Origin of the sequence: Streptomyces sp. NPDC014861 (genome assembly GCF_043081625.1) — a bacterium.
Classification (GTDB): domain Bacteria; phylum Actinomycetota; class Actinomycetes; order Streptomycetales; family Streptomycetaceae; genus Streptomyces.
Window position 1 is genome coordinate 218,786 of sequence record NZ_JBIBWV010000003.1, and the last position, 20,710, is coordinate 239,495.

The window sequence follows — 20,710 nt, forward strand, 5'->3', positions numbered from 1 at the left end:
TGTAACCGAGCACGCCTGGGCCCCCCTGGGCGGTGTGCCAGGGAGGCCTCGGCGTCAGCGGTTCACCTCAGCGGGAGCTCAGGAGAGCTTGTACGTGGTGACCTGGTGGATGCCGTTGTCGGTGACGAAGTAACCGCCGCCGAACAGGGCGGCTGCACGGTCCCGTCCGTGGTCGTCGCTGTTGAGCGAGAGCAACTCGTCGACGCCGTCGCCGTCCAGGTCGCCCGCGAAGTGGTTGCGGGCACCCGTGAGGCCGATGCTGCCGACGGACGGAGCCCAGGAGTCCTCGGAGTCGAGGATGCTCGGGTCCCAGAGGTACAGGCCGCCTTCGGAGCCCGCTCCCAGGAGCTCACGCCCGCCGGGACCGGTCACGAAGCCACCGCCGTACGACTGCGGCGTGACGAGTTGCGTCGTGTCGTCGCCGTTCGCCCGGTAGCGCCGGAACGAGGCCGTACCGCCCTCGTACAGCACGCCGTCCTTGGCGAAGTAGCTGTTGTGCGTCCACAGGCCGCCCGCGAGTCCGGAGTGGAGCACCTCGCCGGTGCGGCCGTCGCGGATCTCGAAGAAGTTCTGCGGGCTGAGCGCCGCGGTGTCCCACTTGATGGGCGCGCTGACGGCCCACAGGTAGACCACCGCGTGCCCGTCGGCGTAGGGGATCTCCTTCGAGGCGAAGACGCCCTCGTTCGGGATGGCGGTGCGGATGCCGCCGACCGCCGTGGCGGGCGCCGTCGGCGCCACGGACCAGCGGACCTTGCCGGTGCGGGCGTTCAGCGCGACCGCGTTCGTCACCGGGGTGTCGAGGTCGAAGGCGTTCAGGCTCGCGTACGAGGCGTACACCCTGCCGTCGTTCACCGACGGGTCGGTGAACCGCACGTCGCCGGCCCCGGTGGGAGCGCGGTACGTCCACAGGGCGTGGCCGTCGCCGTGGTAGGCGCGGACCGCGTCCGTCGGGACGAGGAGGTCCAGTTCGCCGTCGCCGTCGAGGTCGGCCAGGGTCGTCGAGCGGACGAACTGGCCCTCGGGGGCCTCGACGGTGGTGAGCGTCCGGCCCGTCCTGCCGTCGAGGACGACCGTCGCGGTGTCGGCGGCGACGACGATCTCGGTCCGGCCGTCACCGTTCACGTCACCGGTCCGGATGTCGTGGACCGCGCCGGGGACGGTGGCCTGCCACAGCTTCCGCGGCTTGCCGCCGTCGACGAGCGACGGGCCCGAGTAGGCCCACACACCGTTGGACGAACCGCCCATGATCAGGTCGGACGTGCCGTCCTTGTTCAGGTCGGCGCTCTCGGCGTAGGCGATGTCGCCCTGCAGCGGCGTGACGTTCTCCGCCTTGCCGCTGCCCAGCTTGAACGTACGGACGTTCTGCGACTGGTCGACGACGCGCACATGCGTGCCCCGGGCGTCGGTGAAGACGTCCTGGTACATGGGCGCCGCGGCGACGCCCTTCGACTGCCACTTGACCGCGCCCTTCCCGGAGTACACGGTCAGCGAGGCGTAGCGCAGCCCGCCGCGGTTCTCGGCCTCGTCCATGGCGCGGTCGTCCTGGGCGGAGGTGATCAGGAAGCCGTCGGCCACCCGAAGACCCCAGACGCTGGGCGCGTCCCTCCCGTTGCCGGCGTTCCGCTTGATCGTGCTCGACCACAGGACCCTGCCCGCGTCGGTGCCGTCGACGGCGCGGACGGTGCCGGCACTGATGTACAGGTTCTCGTCGAGCGAGGACTCCGCGACGGCGTACTCGTCCCCCGCCTTCGCGCCGAGGTCGCCGACCGCGAGCGCGGTCGGCACCACGTTCTCCCGGCTGTCCAGCGTCGAGCGCAGCCCGGCCCTGAGGTCGTACGCGGCGACCTCGTAGCGCACGGCGTCGGTGGTGTCCGCCTGCTCGATCGCGACGATCCGCTCGCGGCCGGTGTCCACCCGCAGCTGACGGGCGTACAGCATGCTGTCGCTCTGCCAGGTCACCGAACCGTCCGCGGTGTCGAGCACGAGGACCCGGCCGCGGGCGGAGACACCGGTGGTCTTGGCGAGGTTCCAGGACACGGCGACCTTGCCCCTGCCCAGGTCCTGGATGTCCCCCCAGTTGGCGCGCCGGGCCTCGCCGGTGTCGTACGTCCATGTCCGGGCCGGGGTCAGGGTGCCGTCGGCGGCGGCCGAGAAGCCGATGCCGGTCAGGGTCATGGTGGCGGCGGCCGGGACGCGCGGGTCGCCGCTCATCCGGGGTGCGTCCGCGACCAGCAGGGTCCCGTCGACGATCTTCACCAGGGAGGCGCGGTTGTACAGCTTCGACCACAGCGTCCGGCCGGTCCTTCCGTCGAGGACGGTGACGAAGGTGCCGGTGTTCAGCGTCGAGCCGGGCACGGTGAAGGGGCGCGGGTAGGGGGTCGTGCCGACCTGGGCGGAGAACACCAGATCCGGGCTGCCGTCACCGGTCAGGTCACCGGTGGAATAGCCGGAGTCGGAGTTGGCCGAGAACGGCGAGACCGCGTTGTAGCCCATCAGGATCTGCGCCGGGTACGGCTCCACCCGCCACACCTGGGTCGGCTTGACCTGCCAGTCGGTGAAGAAGGAGCTGCTGGTGCGGGCCCACGTCTCGCTGCCGTCGGCGGCGTGACGCTGCACGTACCCCATGCTGTTGACGGTGAAGTACTCGCCCCTGGTGCCGATCGGCACGGTGGCGCCCATGCCGCGCACACCCTCCAGCGTGGACTTCGCGGTCATGGTGACCTTGGTGGCCGGGTCGACGGCGCTCGTCGACGCGTCGCCCGTCACGGAGCCGCCGGCCATGGTCTCCGGGGAGCTGTCGGCCCGCGGGGCGATCGTGTCGTCGTCGGCGGCCCCCTCGTACGGGTCCAGCGCGGCGCGGGCGGCCAGCGCCTCGGCCTCGGTGCTGCTCAGCTTCATCGCCGGGCCGCTGTCGTCGGTGGCGGCGGCCAGGGCCGTCGGGGCGATGCTCAGGCACAGGCCCGCCGCGACCAGGGCGGAGGCGAGCCGGAGGCCCCGCCGCGAGAGGTGGGTTCTCATCACTTGACTCCCTGCGAGAAGCGGACGGCGGTGCCCGCGGTGAGGACGGGCTGGTTGTACGCGTACTGGAGGGCGTCGGCGCCGGACTGGTCGGCGATGCCGACGGTGGCGCCCGCTCCCTTGTCCGCCACCGCCTTGTACTGGAGGGTCACGGCGCCGGTGGCCTCCTCGAAGACGATCTCGAAGGTGGAGCGGCCCGGCGTGCCGTCGGCGTAGGCGGCGTCGTTCCAGACGACGGCGAACCTGCGGTCGCCCGCGGTGCCGGTGGTGACCGTCTGCACGGACGACTTCCTGTCCAGCGTCAGGTCGTCCCACAGCGGGGCGACGATGCCCTTGACGCCGTTCGTGCCGGTCGTCGGCAGTGCGGTGTTGTGGTAGTCGCCGACGCGCGGGGAGAGGAAGTTGAGCAGGCCGTCGGTGGTGACCGAGGCGGAGGTGTACGAGACGCCGTAGTGCCTCACCGGGAAGGGCAGGGTGATCCTGGCGGAGTCCTCGTCACCGGTGAGCGCGACCTTCTTGGAGCCGGCGATCCAGGAGTACGCCGCCGGGGCGCAGCTGTTGCCGCTGGTGTCCGCGCGGTTCGGGACCCGGACGTTCTGCTTCAGGCCGGCGGTGCCGACGGTCACGGTGCCGTTGTGGACGCCGTTGCACAGGACCGGCGCGGCGGGCCTCACGATCAGGCGGTAGGAGCCCTCGGCGACCTCGGCGAAGCCGTACGCGCCCTTGGCGTCGGTGGTGACGGTGGCGAGCGGCGAGCCGTTCAGCTCGACCGTCGCGCCCGGCAGCGCCTTGCCGGTGACGTCGAGGACGGTCCCGGTGACCTGGTGCGAGGGGACCGCGGTCAGGGCGACGTCCTGGGTGAGCGGCGTGCCGGTGGTGAGCTGGACGCCGGTGACCGTACGGGGCGCGTAGCCGTAGCCGCTGAGTGCGAAGTCGTACGTGCCGGGGGCCAGGGAGAGGCGGTACGCGCCGTCGGAGCCGGTGCTGACCGAACGCGCGCCGGTGGCGGTGCTCGTGGCCTTGACGGTGACGCCGGAGACGGCGGCGCCGGTGTCCTCGTCGGTGACCTTGCCGGAGACGGTGACGGCGGTGTGCGGGGCCTTCTCGATGGAGGCGAGGATGTCGAGCTTGCCCTCGCCCCACACGTTGTTCGTGCCGGCGGTGCCGCCGCAGTGGGTGTCGTCGACGTCGCGGGCGCCCTGGTTCAGGAGCGCGCGGGTCGCGTCGATGTCGCCGATGAGCGAGGGGGCCGCCGACCAGAGCAGTGCGACCGCGCCCGCGACGTGCGGCGTCGCCATCGACGTGCCGTTGATGGTGTTGTAGGACGAACCCGGCCAGGTGGAGCGGATGTCGACGCCGGGGGCCGAGATGTTCGGCTTCATCGAGCCGTCGACGAGGGACGGACCGAAGCCGGAGAAGTTCGCGATCTTCCCGGAGACGTCGTACGCGCCGACGCCGTACGCCGGGGCCTGCGCGCCGGGGGCGCGGGTGGTGGAGCAGGTCGTGCCGTCACCGTCGTTGCCGGCGGCGAAGGCCTCGAAGATGCCTGCGGCGTTCCACGCTTCGACGATGTCCTGGTAGAAGGTCGTGTTGCCGCCGCCCCAGGAGTTGTTGACGATGTTCGGCGCGAGATCCGGGCGCGGGTTCCGGCCGTTGCGGTCGGTCGGCGCGAGGATCCACTGGCCGGCGGCGAGGAGCGACGCGTCCGAGCAGGAGGACGACTCGCAGCCCTTCGCGGCGATCCACTCGGCGTTCGGAGCGACACCGACGCCGTTCGCGCCGACCATCGTGCCCATGGTGTGGGTGCCGTGGCCGTTGTTGTCGCAGGGGACGCCGCCGGTGCCGCACTGGCCGGTCGGGTCGTACCAGTTGTAGTCGTGCGTGAAGCCGCCGTTGCCGTTGTTGCCGCGGTAGCGGGCGACCAGGTCCGGGTGGTCGTACTGCACGCCCGAGTCGACGTTGGCGATGACGATGCCCTCGCCGCGGTCGTCGTACCCGTTCCAGACGTCGTCGGCGTTGATGTCGGCGACGCCCCATTCCGGAGTGACGGCCGCATCGGCGGCCGAACCGGAGGAGGCCGTACGCGCCGTGGTGACCGGGCCGTCGGCGGCCTCGACGTCGTCGAGCGCGTACTGCTGCTCCTTGACGATCGAAGCGACGTCCGAGCGCTTCGCCAGCCGCTCCACGAGCTTCTGGCCGCCGTGCACCTTGACGGCGTTGGCGATCCAGTACGCCTCGTGCCCGACCTTCTCCCGGTCGAGAAAGGCCGTCAACGACTCCTGGGAGGAGTCGGCGTGTGCGCGCAGCTCCTTGTACGCGGCCTTGGCCTTCGCCGCGTGCGTCCGCTGCTTCCTGACGCCGGACAGGTCGGCCTGGTCCTTGAGGACGACGAAGAAGGACGCCTCACCGCCCTCGTCCACGGCGTCCAGCAGGGCGGCGTCCACCGTGGCGGACGGCGCGGCGTCGGCCGCGACGGCGGGCGGGCCGGTCAGGACGGCTGCGGCGACCAGAGCGGCCGCTGCCCAGGCGGTGGATCTGCGCAGGGGAGATCGTGGCAGGTGCATCGGGATGCTCCTCGGGGAAGGTTCGGGGAGCCCGGACGCTAGACAGCCGCCGTTACTCGGGAATTACAGCCCTCCGCCCGGGCCGCCCGGCCCGCGCGGGGGCATGCCGGCCGGGCGTCCTCGCCCGTACGCGCGCACCCCCGTCGGGCCGCGCGCCCTCGCGGCGGAGGCGATCGCCATGACCGGCACCCACGAGGGGACCAGTGCCCGAAGCTCGTAGGGCGTGATCGTCATGGGCGGGCCCCATGGCTGTCGACACATCGGGGTCCGTCATGCCCAGCACATGGACGAGGAACTCCGTCAGAGGCGAGGAAGCGACCGGATTGGCGTTCGTGGCGCCGGTGGAGGCGCCGACGCCGGCGAGCCAGGACAGGGTGCTTTCGCTGCCTCACCGGCGGCAGCCCTCGACCATCCCCACAACCGGCTCCGCCTACGACGCGCTGGAGCAGATGGCCTCGGTCCAGGTCGCCTGGAGGTCACGGCAGACAACGGCGAGAGTGCCCTCCCAGCAGGCGATCTCATGGCTGCAGCCGTCCTTGTGCGGCAGGATCTCATCGAGGATCACTGTCCCGAGGTCCGTTTCTCGGCCCTCGTCGACGGGATCGATGACGAAGCTGGACACCCCCGCGTAGCGGATCAGCAGGTCTTGGTCGTGCTTCCAGCAGTTGTGCCGGAACTCGATCTCCATGTCCTCGCCGCCGGCACCCCGGACGGCCCGAAGCGTCAGGTCCTTCACACATCGCCTGCTGTGGAAGTCGTAGTGGTCCGTGTCCATGGCGAAGGCCCGGGCGCCTGGCGGCAGGTCACCGGAGATCGAGGACAGACGGCTCAGGTAACGAGCCGGGTCCAGGACCCCTGACAGCTCACCGACCTGAGCATCGAGAGTGACGTACTTCATCGGCCTGCGCCCCCGCTCACGAGTTCCCACTGGCCGACGAATCGTCGCACGGACTCACCGAATGAGTTGACGTCTCGGAGGGCTACACGGATCAGGGGTTCCCCGGGGCGGGGGCGAGTCGGGCGGCGGCCGCTTCCCAGGCGGCGCCGTCACCTTGGGGGGTGTAGTGCCGCAGGTGCTGGGTGGAGGCGATCAGCCGGCGCATGTCGGCGAGGTCGCCGACCAGGCCGGCGGTGCGGGCCTGGACGAGGATGTTGCCCAGGGCGGTGGCCTCGGTGGGGCCCGCGACGACGGGAAGGCCGGTGGCGTCGGCGGTGAGCCGGCAGAGCAGGTCGTTGCGCGATCCGCCGCCGACGAGGTGGACGCGGGTGATGTCCCGGCCGGCGAGCTCGGCGGCCTGCCGCAGGACGCGGCGGTGGGCGAGCGCCAGGCTTTCCAGGATGCAGCGCACCACCGCGCCCTGGCTGCCGGGAACACGCTGCCCGGTGCGGGCGCAGTGGTCCCGGATGCGGGCCGGCATGTCGCCGGGGGCGAGGAACTCCGGTGCGTCAGGGTCGACGAGCGAGGCGAAGGGCTCGGCGCGGGCCGCGTCGGCGAGGAGCGTCGGGATGTGCGTGGGGAGGTTCTCCTTCTCCCAGGTGCGCCGGCACTCCTCCAGGAGCCACATGCCCATGATGTTGCGCAGGTAGCGGATCGTGCCGTCGATGCCGCGCTCGTTGGTGAAGTTCGCCGCCCGGGACTCCTCGCTCAGGACCGGGGCGTCCAGTTCGAGGCCGGCCAGGGACCAGGTGCCGCAGGAGATGTAGGCGAAGTCCGGCTCGGTCGCGGGCACGGCGACGACGGCCGAGGCGGTGTCGTGCGAGGCGACCGTCGTCACCGGGGTGCGCGGGTCGAGGCCGGTGTACGCGGCGACGTGGGGGAGCAGGGTACCGGCCGGGTCGCCGGGGGCGCGGAGCGGCGGGAACAGGGTGGGGTCGAGGGAGAGCCGGTGCAGGAGGTCTTTGGACCAGGTGCCGGTGCGGGCGTCGAAGAGGCCGGTGGTGGAGGCGTTGGTCTCCTCGGCTCCGATCGAGCCGGTCAGCCAGTGGATCAGCAGGTCGGGGATGAGCAGCAGGGTGCGGGCCGCGTCCTGCTGGGCGGTTCCTTGGGCGGAGGCGAGCTGGAAGACCGTGTTGAACGGGAGGTGCTGGAGGCCCGTGATGCCGTACAGCTCCTCGGGACCGACCCTGGCCCAGACGGAGGCGGCCGCGGCGTCGGTGCGGTCGTCGCGGTAGTGGTAGGGGTGGCCGAGCAGAGCGCCGTCCGTGTCGAGGAGTCCGTAGTCCACGGCCCAGGTGTCGACACCGATGGAAGCGACACCACCGCGGCGCGCGGCTTCGCGTAGTCCGTCGAGGGTGCCCTGGAAGAGGGCCAGGACGTCCCAGCGCAGCCCGTCCGGCAGCCGCACGGGTGTATTGGGGAAGCGGTGGACCTCGGTGAGGTCGAGGTTGTCCGGGCCCACGCGGCCGACGATCACCCGTCCGCTGGTGGCGCCGAGATCGACCGCGGCGAACGCGGACGCGAAGGCGGAGGACGGTGGAGTGGTGGTCACGTGGATACCTCTGTGCGACGGACGGGGCGTCAGTGAAGGACAGGGAAAGAGCGGACCGGCGGCACCTGGGGCACGGTGTCAGGGCCGGTTCCCGTACGGCTTCGCGCCGCCGGTCCGCGGGTGCGCCTGGGGCGAGTGCGTCAGTCACCCACCCCAGGCGCGGTCGAGGGGCCTTCAGCGCAGGAAGGCGGCGGCGACGCCGGCGTCGACGGGGATGTGGAGTCCGGTGGTGTGGGTGAGGTCGCCGCCGGTGAGGGCGAAGACAGCGCCCGCGACGTGCTCGGGGAGGACCTCGCGCTTGAGCAGGGTGCGCTGGGCGTAGAACGCGCCGAGCTCCTCCTCCTCGATGCCGTAGGTGGCGGCGCGCTGCGCGCCCCAGCCGGCGGCGAAGATACCGGAGCCGCGGACGACGCCGTCGGGGTTGACGCCGTTGACGCGGATGCCGTGCTCGCCGAGTTCGGCGGCGAGCAGGCGGACCTGGTGGGCCTGGTCGGCCTTGGTGGCGGAGTAGGCGATGTTGTTCGGCCCGGCGAAGACCGCGTTCTTCGACGCGATGTAGACGATGTCGCCACCGAGGCCCTGTTCGATCATGACGCTCGCGGCCTCGCGGGAGACCAGGAAGGAGCCGCGGGCCATGATGTCGTGCTGGAGGTCCCAGTCCTTGGCGGTCGTCTCCAGTAGGGGCTTGGAGATCGAGATGCCGGCGTTGTTGACGACGAGGTCGACGCCGCCGAAGGCGAGGACGGCCTCGCGGAACGCGGCGCTGATCTGCTCCTCGGAGGTCACGTCCACCGTGACCGCCACCGCCTTGTCCGGCCCGCCCAGCTCCTCGGCGACCGCGGCGGCGTTGTCACCGTTCAGGTCCGCGACGACCACGCAGGCGCCCTCGGCGACCAGCCGCTGCGCGATGGCCCTTCCGATGCCCGAGCCCGCACCCGTCACCAGCGCCACGCGGGTGGCGAGCGGCTTCGGCTTCGGCAGGCGCCGCAGCTTGGCCTCCTCCAGCTCCCAGTACTCGATGCGGAACTTCTCCGCCTCCTCGATGGGGGCGTACGACGACACCGCCTCGGCGCCGCGCATCACGTTGATCGCGTTGACGTAGAACTCGCCCGCGACCCGGGCGGTCTGCTTGTCCTTGCCGAAGGAGAACATGCCGACGCCCGGAACGAGGACGATCGCCGGGTCCGCGCCGCGCATGGCGGGGGAGCCGGCGGTGGCGTGACGGGCGTAGTAGGCGGCGTACTTCTGCCGGTACTCGACGTGCAGCGCCTTGAGCCGGGACACGGCCTCCTCCAGCGGGGCCGTCGGCGGCAGGTCCAGGACGAGGGGGCGGACCTTGGTGCGCAGGAAGTGGTCGGGGCAGGAGGTGCCCAGAGCCGCCAGACGCGGATGCCGGTCGTGGGCGAGGAAGTCCAGGACGGTCTCGGAGTCGGTGAAGTGCCCGACCTGGGGACGGTCCTGGGAGGCGAGGGCGCGGATCACCGGGGCGAGCGCGGCGGCCCGCTCACGGCGTTCGGTCTCGTCCAGCGCCGCGTAGTCGTCCAGCGGGGCGCCGAACGGCTGCTCCTTGCCTCGCTCGGTGAGGAACGCCTCCGCCGTGCGGATCATCCACAGCGCGTTGGCCTCGCACTCCTCGGAGGTGGCGCCCCAGGCGGTGATGCCGTGCCCGCCGAGCACCACGCCGACGGCCTCGGGGTGGGCCTCCTTGATCGCCGCGATGTCCAGGCCGAGCTGGAAGCCGGGCCGCCGCCACGGCACCCAGGCCACCTTCCCGCCGTAGCACTCCGCCGTCAGCTTCTCGCCGTCGGCGGCGCAGGCCAGCGCGATGCCGGAGTCCGGGTGCAGGTGGTCCACGTGCGCGGCGTCCACCAGGCCGTGCATGGCGGTGTCGATGGACGGAGCGGCCCCGCCCTTGCCGTGGAGGCAGTAGTCGAACGCGGCGACCATCTCGTCCTCGCGCTCGACGCCCGGGTACACGTCCTTCAGGGCCCGCAGCCGGTCGAGGCGGAGGACGGCGAGGCCGTCCTCGGTGAGGGTGCCGAGGTCGCCCCCGGAGCCCTTCACCCACATCAGCTCGGTGTCGGATCCGGTGACGGGGTCGGTGACGGCGCCCTTGGCGGAGGCGTTGCCGCCGGCGTAGTTGGTGTTGCGGGGGTCGGAGCCCAGCCGGTGTGCGCGCCCGAGGAGGGCTGCGACTTCGGGATGCGTGGCCATGGGAGATCGGTCCTTCGGTGTGAAGCGTGCGGAGGAGGAAGTGAGGGGCGCCTGATCGGCGCGAGAGCCGTTCAGATCGGCGGGCCTGCGGGAGGAGCAGCGTGCTCAGGCGCCCCAGCCGGCCTGTTCGCCGCCGACGCGCTCGGAGGCGATCCGCTCCTGCCACCCGGACGCCGCGTACGCGGCGACGGGGTCGGGGTCCAGTCCCTGCTCCTCGCGGACTTCCCGCAGCAGGGGGCGTACGTCGGTGTTGTACGCGTCCATGAGCACCGCGTTGGCGGCGAGGACGTCACCTGCGGCCTGGGCGGCGATGAGCGCGTCGCGGTCGACGAGGAGGGCCTTGGCGGTGGCTTCCTGGACGTTCATCACGGAGCGGATGACGGCCGGGATCTTCGCCTCGATGTTGTGGCACTGGTCGAGCATGAAGGCCACGTTCGTCTCGGACCGCAGTCCACCGTTCCTGGCGACCTCATGCATGATCCGGAAGAGCTGGAAGGGATCGGCGGAGCCGACCATCAGGTCGTCGTCGGCGTAGAAGCGTGAGTTGAAGTCGAAGCCGCCGAGTCGTCCCTCGCGCAGCAGCAGGGCGACGATGAACTCGATGTTGGTGCCCGGCGCGTGGTGACCGGTGTCGACCACGACCTGTGCCTTCGGGCCGAGCTTGAGGCAGTGGGCGTAGGCGGTGCCCCAGTCCGGCACGTCGGTGGTGTAGAAGGCCGGCTCGAAGAACTTGTACTCCAGCAGGATCCGCTGGTCGTCGCCGAGCCGCGCGTACACCTCGGCGAGGGACTCGGCGAGCCGGTCCTGGCGGGCCGTGATGTCGTCCTGGCCGGGGTAGTTGGTGCCGTCGGCGAACCACAGCTTCAGGTCCGTGGAGCCGGTGGCGTCCATGATGTCGACGCACTCCAGGAGATGGTCGACGGCCTTGCGACGCACCCGCGGGTCGGGGTGGCAGACGCTGCCAAGGCGGTAGTCGTCGTCCTGGAAGGTGTTGGAGTTGATCGCGCCCAACTCCAGGCCGCGCTCCTGCGCGTACGCGGCGAGGCCGGCGTAGTCGTCGACCCGGTCCCACGGGATGTGCAGGGAGACCTTCGGCGCGACACCGGTGAACTCGTGAACCTTCGACGCGTCGTCGAGCTTCTCCCACGGGGTCCTCGGGACGCCGGACTGCGCGAACACTTTGAAGCGGGTGCCGGAGTTCCCGTAGCCCCAGGAGGGGGTCTCGATGCGCTGGGCCTTGAGCGCGGCCTTCGCGGCGTCCCGTACGACAGTCATTGGGCAACCTCGGAACCAGGGCCGCGCGCTGTGCGACGGCGTTATGAATCGTTTCACCTCTACCGAAGCATCGAATCGATCGCTGGTCAAGGGTCTGCGATCAACTCGATGTGAAACGATTCACCCAGTCATGTGACGGCACTCTAGGATGTCGGGCATACGGATTTCGATGCGAACGGATGGTCGGCAGTGGTGGGCATCAAGGACGTGGCGCGCCAGGCGGGGGTGTCCGTGGGGACGGTCTCCAACGTCCTGAACAGGCCCGAGCGCGTCTCCCACGAGATCCGGGCCCGTGTCCACGCGGCGATCGACCTGTTGGGATATGTCCGGAGCGAGTCCGCGCGGCAGCTCCGCGCGGGCCGCAGCCGCATGCTGGGGCTGTTGGTCATGGACACCGGCAACCCCTTCTTCGCCGTCCTCGCCCGAGGAACCGAACGGGTGGCCGCCGAGGCGGGCCTGGGAGTGATGGTGTGCAACAGTGCCGAGAGCGCCGCCGCCGAACAGGGCTATCTGTCGCTCTTCGTCGAGCAGCGTCTTCGCGGTGTCCTGTTCGCGCCGGTCGCGTCCGACGGTGAACCGTGGCAAGCGCTGCGGCGCGCGAACATCCCCTTCGTCGTCGTCGACCGAGCGGTCGACACGCGCACCGCCTGTTCAGTGGCCGCTGACGACGTCCTGGGAGGCAGTCTGGCGGGCAGGCACCTGCTGGCCGCCGGTCATCGACGCATCGCCTACGTACACGGTCCAGGCCATCTGCGGCAGGTCCGGGACCGGCGCGAGGGGCTTGCCCGCGCGGTGGAGGAAGCGGGGCTGGGCAGCGACACTGTCGTCGACATCCCTGCCGAGAAGCTGGACGTCAGCGCCGGCCGGGACGCCGGAGCACGGCTCCTCGGGCTCTCCCCCCGGCCGACGGCTGTTTTCTGTGCGAACGACCTCCTGGCCCTCGGTGTCATGCAGACGACCTTCGACGCGGGCGTACGTGTCCCGGACGACCTCGCCGTCGTCGGCTACGACGACATCGAGTTCGCGGAGGCGAGCCTCATCCCGCTGACCTCGGTACGCCATCCGGCCGCGGAGATCGGCCGCCTCGCAGCCGGGCTCCTGCTGCAGGAGATCGAGCCGTCGGACCCGGAGCGCGACCATCAGCACACCGGCATCGTGCTCCAGCCGGAGCTCGTCGTCCGCAGGTCGAGCATCCCGCAGCCCTGATCTCAGATCCTGCTCGCCCTCTCCCCGGAGCGTCAGGCGGCACCGCCGGTCCGCACGGGCCCGCGCTGGGCGAGGCGGGAGAGGACGCGCAACACCTCGTCCCACTCCTCGTACGGAAAGACGGCGAGCAGTTCACCGTTGATCCTTTCCGCGGCCGGAGCGAGGGCGGCATGCAGGTGCTTTCCCTCATCGGTCAGGGCCAGCAAGGTCCGCCGTCGGTCCGCCGGGTCCTGCGTGCGGCTGAGGTGGTTCTGGTCGCTCAGCCTGCGCACGATGTGATGGGCCGTGGACCTGTCCAGCGATGTCAGCTGCGCGACGGTGCTCTGGTCGATTCCCTCCCTTTCCCGCACTGCGTTGAGCACGGCGAACTGCTGCGAGGTCACCGTCTCGGAGACGAACTTGCTCCAGAGCGACGTGTGGACCTGCTCGGCGCGCCGGATCAGGTGGCCGGCGTAGCGGTCGAGATCGAGGGCCCCGCTCATGCTTGGCTCCTGTGGGGACGAACTTACGCGGGGCGGTGCCGGACCGACCTTTCGGATTCGGCTCCGCCCCGCGCGGGACATGGACGTGTCACCCGCGGCGGTGCCCGGGGCGGGACGCGTACGGGGTGGCCCGGGATCCGTCCACTCCGACTTCGAGCCTGCCGATCCTCTCGATCTCGACGACGACGCGGTCCCCGTCGCCGAGCGGGCCGACTCCGGCCGGGGTGCCCGTCGCGATCACGTCGCCGGGGTACAGGGTCATCACCGAGGAGGCGTAGGCGACCAGCTCGCGCACGCCGAAGATGAGGTACTCGGTGTTGGTGCTCTGCCGGGTCTCGCCGGCCACGTCGCAACGCAGGTCGAGCCGGTCGGGGTCCTCGATCTCGTCGGCGGTGACGATCCACGGGCCGAGGGGGGTGAAGGTGTCGAAGGACTTGCGGGTGGAGCGGTCCTCGCCGGAGCGGACGGTGATGTCCAGCAGGCAGGTGTAGCCGAAGACGTGGTCGAGGGCCTCGTCGGCGCCGATGTGCGACGCGGTCCGGCCGATGACGACGGCGAGTTCGCCTTCCTGGTCGGTGCGGACGTCGGCGTAGGGCAGGACGACGTCCTGGTCCGGGCCGATCACGGACGAGTTGGCCTTCAGGAAGACGCCGAGGTCGGCGATGGAGGTGGGGTAGTCCATCTCGGCCTTGTGGTCGAGGTAGTTGACCGGGGCTCCGATGATCTTGCCGGGGCGGGGCAGCGGGGCCTCCAGTGACACGTCCGCGAGTGCCAGGCGGCGCCCGACGGTCGGGTCGAGTACCGGACCGGAGGCGTCGGACAGCGCCTCGATGTACTGCTGGAGCGCGCCGGCCGGACCGGCGGGGGAGCGGGTGACCTGGTCGGTCACGTCGGTGAGGGTGTCGCCGTCGACGACGCCGAGGCGTCCCTTGTCGAACAGGGCAAGGCGCATCGTGGCCTCCTTGGTGGTGGGGAAGAAGCAGGGGAGTGATCAGGCGCCGGGGTCGGTGCTCTCGCTGCGGTAGAGGCCCAGGGACCGCATCACGGGCTCGTCGCTGTACGAGAACAGGACCGCGTCGGCGGACTTCGAGGTGTTCAGGTGCCGGTAGGAGGCCCAGCCCGGGATGGCGAAGGTGTCGTTCTCGGCCCAGTCGAGGCGCGTGCCGTCGACGATGGTGGCGCCTTCGCCGCGGACGACGCTGAAGACGGTGGAGGCGGTGTGGCGGCTGCCCGCCCCCTGGAAGCCGGGGCGCAGCCGTTGGATCCGGCAGGCGATGGTGGGCATGACGGGGCCGCCGGTCCAGGGGTTGGTGTACTCCAGGACGATGCCGTCGACGTCGCTGCCTTCTGCGGTGTCCGCGATGGCCTCCAGGGCCCGGCTGGTCTCGGTCCAGGTGTAGCGGGTGACGGGTGAGTTCGGCCCGTCGGGCGTGATCCAAGCGGGAGTCAGGCGGCCGTGGAGGAACTGGCGGCTGCCGGCGTCGTCGGGGCGGGTCACGGGCTGGAGTCGCTGCGGGTACTTCTCGTAGAAGCCCGCTTCCAGCGCGTTGACCAGGGGGTAGTCCAGGGCGTCGAGCCAGATCATGGGCGCGTCGCCCTCGTGGGTGTGGTCGTGCCAGTGCCAGCCGGGGGTGAGCAGCAGGTCGCCGGGGGCCATGAAGACGCGCTCGCCGTTGACGGTGGTCCAGGCGCCGTCGCCCTCCAGGATGAAGCGGAAGGCGTTGGAGGTGTGCCGGTGGGCCTGGGCGGTCTCGCCGGGCAGGATGATCTGCAGGCCTGCGTACAGGGTGTTGACCGTGGCGGGCGGGTCGGTGAGCCCGGGGTTGACGAGCATGAGGACCCGGCGTTCGGCCTCGTCCAGGGACAGGGTCTGCGAGAAGTGCAGCAGGTGCGGCCGCAGCTCCTTCCAGCTCCACCGGTAGGGGACGGCCCTGCTGCGGGGCTGGGCGGGGAACAGGTTGCCGTAGAACCGCCACAGCGGTGCGGCGCCGAGCTTGTCGAGGGCCTGGTAGGCGGGGTCGTCGGTCACGGTGTCTCCTCGCGGTGGTCGCTCACGGGGTGGGTGCGGGCCGGGGGTCGCCGGCGGGGGTCCACACCCAGGCGATGTCGTCGAAGTCCTCGGGGGTGCGGTCGGACAGGAGCTGGTTGCGCAGGAAGGCACCCATGCCGTCCAGGTGGCAGATCTCGCCGAACCGTCGCGCGTTCGTCTGGATCGACGCGGCCCGCTCGGTCCGCAGGGCGGCGTACGACGCGAACGCCTCCTCCGGGCGGCCGTGGTCGCGCAGGGCGCGGCCGAGGGCCACGGCGTCCTCCAGCGCCTGGCAGGCACCCTGGGCCAGGTACTGCAGCATCGGGTGCGCGGCGTCCCCGAGCAGCACGATGCGGCCGTGCACCCAGTCCGTGATCGGGAGCCGGTCGAACAGCGGCCAGCGCCGGTCGCGCGCGATGAGCGGCAGCGCGTCGCGCACGGTGTCGCAGGCGCCGGTGAACCGTTCCTCCAATTCGGCCTCGGTTCCCCAGTCGTCGGAGTCGGGGTCGTAGTGGTCGCTTTCGAAGACGGCGACCTGGTTGTAGAGCTCGCCGCGCCGTACGGGGTACTGCACGAGGTGCATGCGCGGCCCGGCCCAGACGATGACCGACTCCGTGGTGGCGTGCCGCGCCATCGCGCCCGTCATGCTGCTGACGGGCAGGGCGCCGCGGTAGGCCACGTACTTCGAGCAGACGGGGGCGCCGTCTTTCACGAGGCTCTGCCGGAGCCGTGAGTGCAGGCCGTCGGCGGCCACCACGGCGTCCGCCGCGAGCCGTTCCGGCGTCTCGGCGAAGTGCAGGCGCACCTCGGCCGGTGTCTGGACCGCGTCGGTGACGGTGTGTCCGGTGCGCAGGGTGATCGACGGGTGCTCCTCGCAGGCGGCGAGGAGGGCGCCGTGGAGGTCGGTGCGGTGGGTGACGAGGTAGGGGTGCTCGAAGCGGCTGCGGTAGGCGTCGCCGCCCAGGTCGAGGGCGGTGATCTGCCGGCCGGTGAGCGCGTCCATCATGACGAGCCGGGGCGGGGCGACGGCGGAGCGCCGCACGGCGTCGAGGACGCCGAGTTCATCCAGTGCCAGTGAGGCGTTCGGGGCCAGCTGGAGGCCGGCGCCGATCTCGCCGAACCGGGCGGCCCGCTCCACCACGGTCACGCGATGGCCGGAGCGGGCTATGGCGAGGGCGGCGGCCAGGCCGCCGATGCCGCCGCCGACGACGGCGATGTGCAGGGGCGAGGACGTCATGGGCAGGTGCCTCCTTGATGGGCGGGATCAGTCCGCCTCCCGAAGCAAGAGGTTCTGCGTCGGGATCATTGGTGTACGGACGGCCGGGGCGGGAGCGGGCCCTCGACGCGGGTCCGCGCGCGGACCCGCGGGGGTGTGGCAGCGGTCAACAGGCAGCTGTGGCGCTGCCGAAGTGCACGGGTGCCCCGGTGCGGGCATGAATGTCCTCGACGGTGACGCCGGGTGCGGTCTCCACCAGGGCGAGCCCGCCCTGGGTGACGTCGAGGACGCCGAGATCGGTGATGATCCGGTCGACGCAGGCCCGGCCGGTCAGCGGAAGGGTGCACTCGTCGACGATCTTCGGGCTGCCGTCCTTGGCGGTGTGTTCCATCAGGACGATGACCCGGCGCGCTCCATGGACGAGGTCCATGGCCCCGCCCATGCCCTTGACCATCTTGCCGGGGATCATCCAGTTCGCCAGGTCACCGGTGGCGGAGACCTGCATGGCGCCGAGGACTGCGGTGTCGATGTGACCACCGCGGATCATGCCGAAGGAGAGGGCGGAGTCGAAGAACGAGGCGCCGGGCAGGACGGTGACGGTTTCCTTGCCGGCGTTGATGAGGTCGGGATCGACCTCGTGCTCCTGGGGGTAGGGGCCGGTGCCGAGGATGCCGTTCTCGGAGTGCAGCACCACATGTACGTCGGCCGGCACGTAGGCGGGGATGAGGGTGGGCAGGCCGATGCCGAGGTTCACGTACGAGCCGTCGGCCAGTTCGGAGGCGGCTCGGGCTGCCATCTGGTTGCGGTTCCAGGCCATCAGGCGCGCACCGTCCTCTTCTCGATCTGCTTGTCGGCCGCCTGGGCGGGAGTGAGGGGCACGACGCGCTGGACGAAGACGCCGGGCAGGTGGACCTGGTCGGGGTCGAGGGCGCCGGGTTCGACGAGTTCCTCGACCTCGGCGATGGTGACGCGGCCGGCCATGGCGGCGAGCGGGTTGAAGTTGGCGGCGGCGCGACGGAAGACGAGATTGCCGTGCCGGTCGCCGCGCCAGGCGCGGACGAGGGCGAAGTCGGTGGTGATGCCGTGCTCCAGGACGTGGGGGCGGCCGTCGTACTCCCGGGTCTCCTTGGCCGGGGAGGGGAGGGCGACGCTGCCGTCGACCGCGTAGCGCCAGGGCAGGCCGCCGTCGGCGACCTGGGTGCCGACTCCGGCCGGGGTGTAGAAGGCGGGGATTCCGCAGCCGCCGGCCCGCAGGCGCTCGGCGAGCGTGCCCTGCGGGACGAGCTCGACCTCCAGCTCTCCGCTGAGGTACTGGCGGGCGAACTCCTTGTTCTCGCCGACGTACGAGCCGGTGACCCGGCTGATGCGGCCGGCGCCGAGCAGAATCCCGAGTCCACGGCCGTCGATGCCGCAGTTGTTGGAGACGACCTGGAGGCCGGTGGCGCCCTGGGCGTGCAGGGCGCGGATCAGGGTCTCGGGGATGCCGTTGAGCCCGAACCCGCCGACGGCGAGCGAGGCGCCGTCGCGGATGTCGGCGACGGCATCGGCGGGTTTCCGGATGACCTTGTCCACGGTTCCGCGTGTCCTTTCAGGTGAGGGGGCCCGGCAGTACGGCGGACCATCCGCCGTCGGCGACGAGATGGGCGCCGGAGACGTAGGAGGCTTCCTCGGAGGCGAGGAAGGCCGCGACCCGGGCGATGTCCTGAGGGGTTCCGAGACGGCCGAGGGGGATGTGCCGGGCGGCGTGGCGCAGGGGATGGGTTTCTGCGAGAAGGTTGTCGCGTGCGCCCTCGGTGTCGATCAGGCCCGGGCTGACGCAGTTGGCGCGGATGCCGTGCGCGGAACCCTCGGCGGCGAGCTGGCGCGTCAGGGCGATCACCCCTCCCTTCGCGGCGGAGTGTGCGGTGCGGTGGTTGGACAGCGAGGCCCTGATTCCGGCCGTCGAGCCGATGGTGACGATGCATCCGCGGCTGCGGGTCAGGTGGGGCCACGCGGCGCGGGCGGTGAGCCACACCGAGTCCAGTTCGGAGCGCACGGTGGTCATGTAGTCGGCATAGGGCTGCTCGGTCAGGGATCCGAAACGCACCGAGCCGGCGTTGGTGAGGACGATGTCGATGCCGCCGAACGCCTCGGCCGCTTCCGCCACCCAGGTCTCGACGGATTCGGGCCGGGTGACGTCCAGGGGCCCCGGAGTGAGCGCGGTGCCGCCCTCACGGCCGATCTGCCGCTGCGTCTCCACCGCCTCGTCGTGCAGCAGGTCTCCGCCGACGACCAGAGCGCCCTCGGCGGCGAAGTGGAGCGCCACGGCCTTCCCAAGACCGCGGGCGGTACCCGAGATCAGAGCGACCTTGCCCTCCAGCCGCTTCACCGGACCGACCCGTCGAGCAGTGCGTCGGACACCGACTTCACCCCGCCGTGTGAGGTGAGGCCGCCGTCGACCGGTATCTCCGCGCCGGTGATGAACGACGAGTCGTCGCACAGGAGGAAGACCACCAGAGGGGTGACCTCCTCGACCGTGCCCACACGGCCGAGGGGTGTCTCGCGGATGTTCGACTCCCGGAAGGCCGGTGCGGCGGAGGCCGTCATCTCGGTCTCGATGAATCCGGGGTGGATGGTGTTCACCCTGATCCCCCGTGGGCCCAGCTCCAGAGCGGCGGTCTTCGACAGCCCGCGCAGCGCCCACTTGCTCGTGGTGTACGCCACCGGGTAGTGGGCGGTGAGCGCGGCGGAGGACCCCACGTTCACTACGGAGGAGCCCGGCGGCATCAGGGGAGCGAGGTGCTGGATGCCCAGGAGCGGGCCGTTGACGTTGACGGCGTGGACGCAACTCATGTCCTTGGCGGTGACCTCGTCCAGCCGGGCACGCCAGGTGATGCCGGCATTGTTGACCAGGCCGTGCACGGCGCCGTAGGTGTCCCGGAGATGGACGGCCAGGTCGGCCCAGTCGTCGGCCAGGGTGACGTCGAGCCGGCGCACGCCCTCTCCGCTGTTCACGTCCGTGGCGATGACCGTGGCACCCTCACGCTCCAGGGCTGCCACCTCGGCCGCGCCCTGGCCGCGGGCGGCGCCCGTGACGACGACGACCTTTCCCGCCAGGCGCCCGCCGTTCACGGCCGCTCCCGGTTGCGGCGCCGGCCCTTGGGCAGCGCGACCGGCTCGGTGCCGGGAACCACTCGGCTGGTGAGGGAGCCGATGGCCTCCACCGTCAGCGTCACGGTGTCGCCGGGCTTGAGTGGCGGCGGGACCTGCTCGCCGTTCCGGCCCCACAGTTCGGCGAGGCAGCCGCCGTTGCCGCAGGTGCCGGAGCCCAGGACGTCGCCGGCGACGATCCGGGTGCCGCGCGAGGCGTAGGTGGCCATCTCCTCGAACGTCCAGCTCATGTTGGACAGCAGGTCGCTGCCGACCTTCTCGCCGTTGACCTCGGCCGTCAGCGCAAGCCTCAGGAAGCCCTCGCCGTCCCGGTGGGGCTCCAACTCGTCCGCGGTCACCAGGTACGGTCCGAGGGTGGTGGCGGTGTCCTTGCCCTTGCACGGGCCGAGCCCGACCTTCATCTCGGCGGACTGCAGGTCCCGCGCCGACCAGTCGTTGAAGATCGTGTACCCGACGATGTGCTCCCGCGCCTGCTCCGGGGTGAGGTCACGGCCCTCGCGGCCGATGACGGCCGCCACCTCCAGCTCAAAGTCGAGCACGGACGAGCCGGGGGGCATGGGGACGTCGTCATGGGGGCCGAAGACGGCGTGGGGGTTGGTGAAGTAGTAGGTGGGTGCCTCGTACCACTGGGCGGGCACACCGGACTCGCCGCTGACGGAACGGCGCACGCCCTCGACGTGCTCCTCGAAGGTCACGAAGTCCCTGATGGAGGAGGGCTGGAGCGGCGAGAGCAGCCGGACCTCGGAGACGTGCGGTCCGGGCGGGACGTCCAGGGCCGCGGCCCCGGCGGCGAGAAGGCCCGGCAGACCGTCGGTGTCACGGATCAGGTCCGTGAGCGAGGTGACTCCGGGCAGCGGGAACAGCGTGCCGTCGTCCTCGACGACGGCGACGCGGTTCCGGTGCCGGTGTTCGTAAGCGGCGAAGCGCATGGTGCGGCTCCCAGATGGAGGAACGGGGGACACGGGACCGGGCCGTCCGGGACGGAGAGAAGGCCCGTTGCCGGCCTTCTTCGGGCGGCCCGGTCCCGTGGACCGGGGCCGGGAACACGACGGTGGCAGTCAGGGCGG

The 20,710-nt window shown here is 71.3% G+C and carries 16 protein-coding genes; 1 reads left to right on the forward strand and 15 read right to left on the reverse strand.

Annotation, left to right across the window (positions count from 1 at the left end):
- Window positions 1-78: 78 nt before the first annotated feature.
- From ACF1BN_RS07700 to rhaI, 6 genes are all read right to left on the reverse strand, one after another.
- Window positions 79-3,018: an FG-GAP repeat domain-containing protein gene (locus ACF1BN_RS07700; RefSeq protein WP_392330672.1), complete on the reverse strand. Its 2,940-nt coding sequence runs from the start codon at window positions 3,016-3,018 to the stop codon at window positions 79-81.
- On the reverse strand, window positions 3,018-5,582 hold the full coding sequence (locus tag ACF1BN_RS07705; RefSeq protein WP_392330673.1) for a S8 family serine peptidase: 2,565 nt from the start codon (window positions 5,580-5,582) through the stop codon (window positions 3,018-3,020). The genes ACF1BN_RS07700 and ACF1BN_RS07705 overlap by 1 nt, the downstream gene beginning before the upstream one ends.
- 430 nt (window positions 5,583-6,012) lie before the next feature.
- A complete protein-coding gene (locus tag ACF1BN_RS07710; protein WP_392330674.1) occupies window positions 6,013-6,480 on the reverse strand; it encodes a hypothetical protein in 468 nt (155 codons plus the stop codon).
- A 91-nt stretch (window positions 6,481-6,571) separates the two neighbouring features.
- Window positions 6,572-8,071, reverse strand: a complete 1,500-nt coding sequence (locus ACF1BN_RS07715; protein ID WP_392330675.1) for a rhamnulokinase family protein — start codon at window positions 8,069-8,071, stop codon at window positions 6,572-6,574.
- 174 nt (window positions 8,072-8,245) lie between these two features.
- Entirely contained in the window at window positions 8,246-10,285 is a 2,040-nt protein-coding gene (locus tag ACF1BN_RS07720) for a bifunctional aldolase/short-chain dehydrogenase (RefSeq protein ID WP_392330676.1), read from the reverse strand.
- A 105-nt stretch (window positions 10,286-10,390) separates the two neighbouring features.
- Window positions 10,391-11,560, reverse strand: a complete 1,170-nt coding sequence (gene rhaI / locus ACF1BN_RS07725; protein ID WP_392330677.1) for an L-rhamnose isomerase — start codon at window positions 11,558-11,560, stop codon at window positions 10,391-10,393.
- Between the two features lie 189 nt (window positions 11,561-11,749).
- On the opposite strand from rhaI, the gene ACF1BN_RS07730 reads away from it, so the two are divergent.
- Window positions 11,750-12,766, forward strand: coding sequence for a LacI family DNA-binding transcriptional regulator (locus tag ACF1BN_RS07730; RefSeq protein WP_392330678.1), 1,017 nt, complete (start codon window positions 11,750-11,752; stop codon window positions 12,764-12,766).
- Between the two features lie 32 nt (window positions 12,767-12,798).
- On the opposite strand, the gene ACF1BN_RS07735 is transcribed toward ACF1BN_RS07730, so the two are convergent.
- The 9 genes from ACF1BN_RS07735 to ACF1BN_RS07775 all read right to left on the reverse strand — a co-directional run bounded on the left by ACF1BN_RS07735 (window position 12,799) and on the right by ACF1BN_RS07775 (window position 20,572).
- The gene (locus ACF1BN_RS07735) at window positions 12,799-13,248 is read right to left on the reverse strand and encodes a MarR family winged helix-turn-helix transcriptional regulator (protein WP_392330679.1); all 450 of its coding nucleotides are present in this window, start codon (window positions 13,246-13,248) and stop codon (window positions 12,799-12,801) included.
- An 88-nt stretch (window positions 13,249-13,336) separates the two neighbouring features.
- Window positions 13,337-14,200 carry a fumarylacetoacetate hydrolase family protein gene (locus ACF1BN_RS07740; RefSeq protein ID WP_392330680.1) on the reverse strand — a complete coding sequence of 288 codons (864 nt, stop codon included), beginning with the start codon at window positions 14,198-14,200 and terminating at the stop codon, window positions 13,337-13,339.
- Between the two features lie 39 nt (window positions 14,201-14,239).
- Window positions 14,240-15,277 (reverse strand): cupin domain-containing protein, encoded by a 1,038-nt coding sequence (locus ACF1BN_RS07745; protein ID WP_392330681.1) that lies wholly within the window; start codon window positions 15,275-15,277, stop codon window positions 14,240-14,242.
- Between the two features lie 22 nt (window positions 15,278-15,299).
- Complete coding sequence (locus ACF1BN_RS07750) at window positions 15,300-16,514, reverse strand: FAD-dependent monooxygenase (protein ID WP_392330682.1); 1,215 nt, start codon at window positions 16,512-16,514, stop codon at window positions 15,300-15,302.
- Window positions 16,515-16,659: 145 nt separating this feature from the next.
- Window positions 16,660-17,310, reverse strand: coding sequence for a CoA transferase subunit B (locus ACF1BN_RS07755; protein ID WP_392330683.1), 651 nt, complete (start codon window positions 17,308-17,310; stop codon window positions 16,660-16,662).
- Window positions 17,310-18,065, reverse strand: a complete 756-nt coding sequence (locus ACF1BN_RS07760; protein WP_392330684.1) for a CoA transferase subunit A — start codon at window positions 18,063-18,065, stop codon at window positions 17,310-17,312. The genes ACF1BN_RS07755 and ACF1BN_RS07760 overlap by 1 nt, the downstream gene beginning before the upstream one ends.
- 16 nt (window positions 18,066-18,081) lie before the next feature.
- Entirely contained in the window at window positions 18,082-18,861 is a 780-nt protein-coding gene (locus ACF1BN_RS07765; RefSeq protein WP_392330685.1) for an SDR family NAD(P)-dependent oxidoreductase, read from the reverse strand.
- Complete coding sequence (locus tag ACF1BN_RS07770; RefSeq protein WP_392330686.1) at window positions 18,858-19,604, reverse strand: SDR family NAD(P)-dependent oxidoreductase; 747 nt, start codon at window positions 19,602-19,604, stop codon at window positions 18,858-18,860. Before ACF1BN_RS07770 ends, ACF1BN_RS07765 begins: the two co-directional genes overlap by 4 nt.
- Window positions 19,601-20,572: a fumarylacetoacetate hydrolase family protein gene (locus ACF1BN_RS07775; protein WP_392330687.1), complete on the reverse strand. Its 972-nt coding sequence runs from the start codon at window positions 20,570-20,572 to the stop codon at window positions 19,601-19,603. Before ACF1BN_RS07775 ends, ACF1BN_RS07770 begins: the two co-directional genes overlap by 4 nt.
- Window positions 20,573-20,710: the final 138 nt, after the last annotated feature.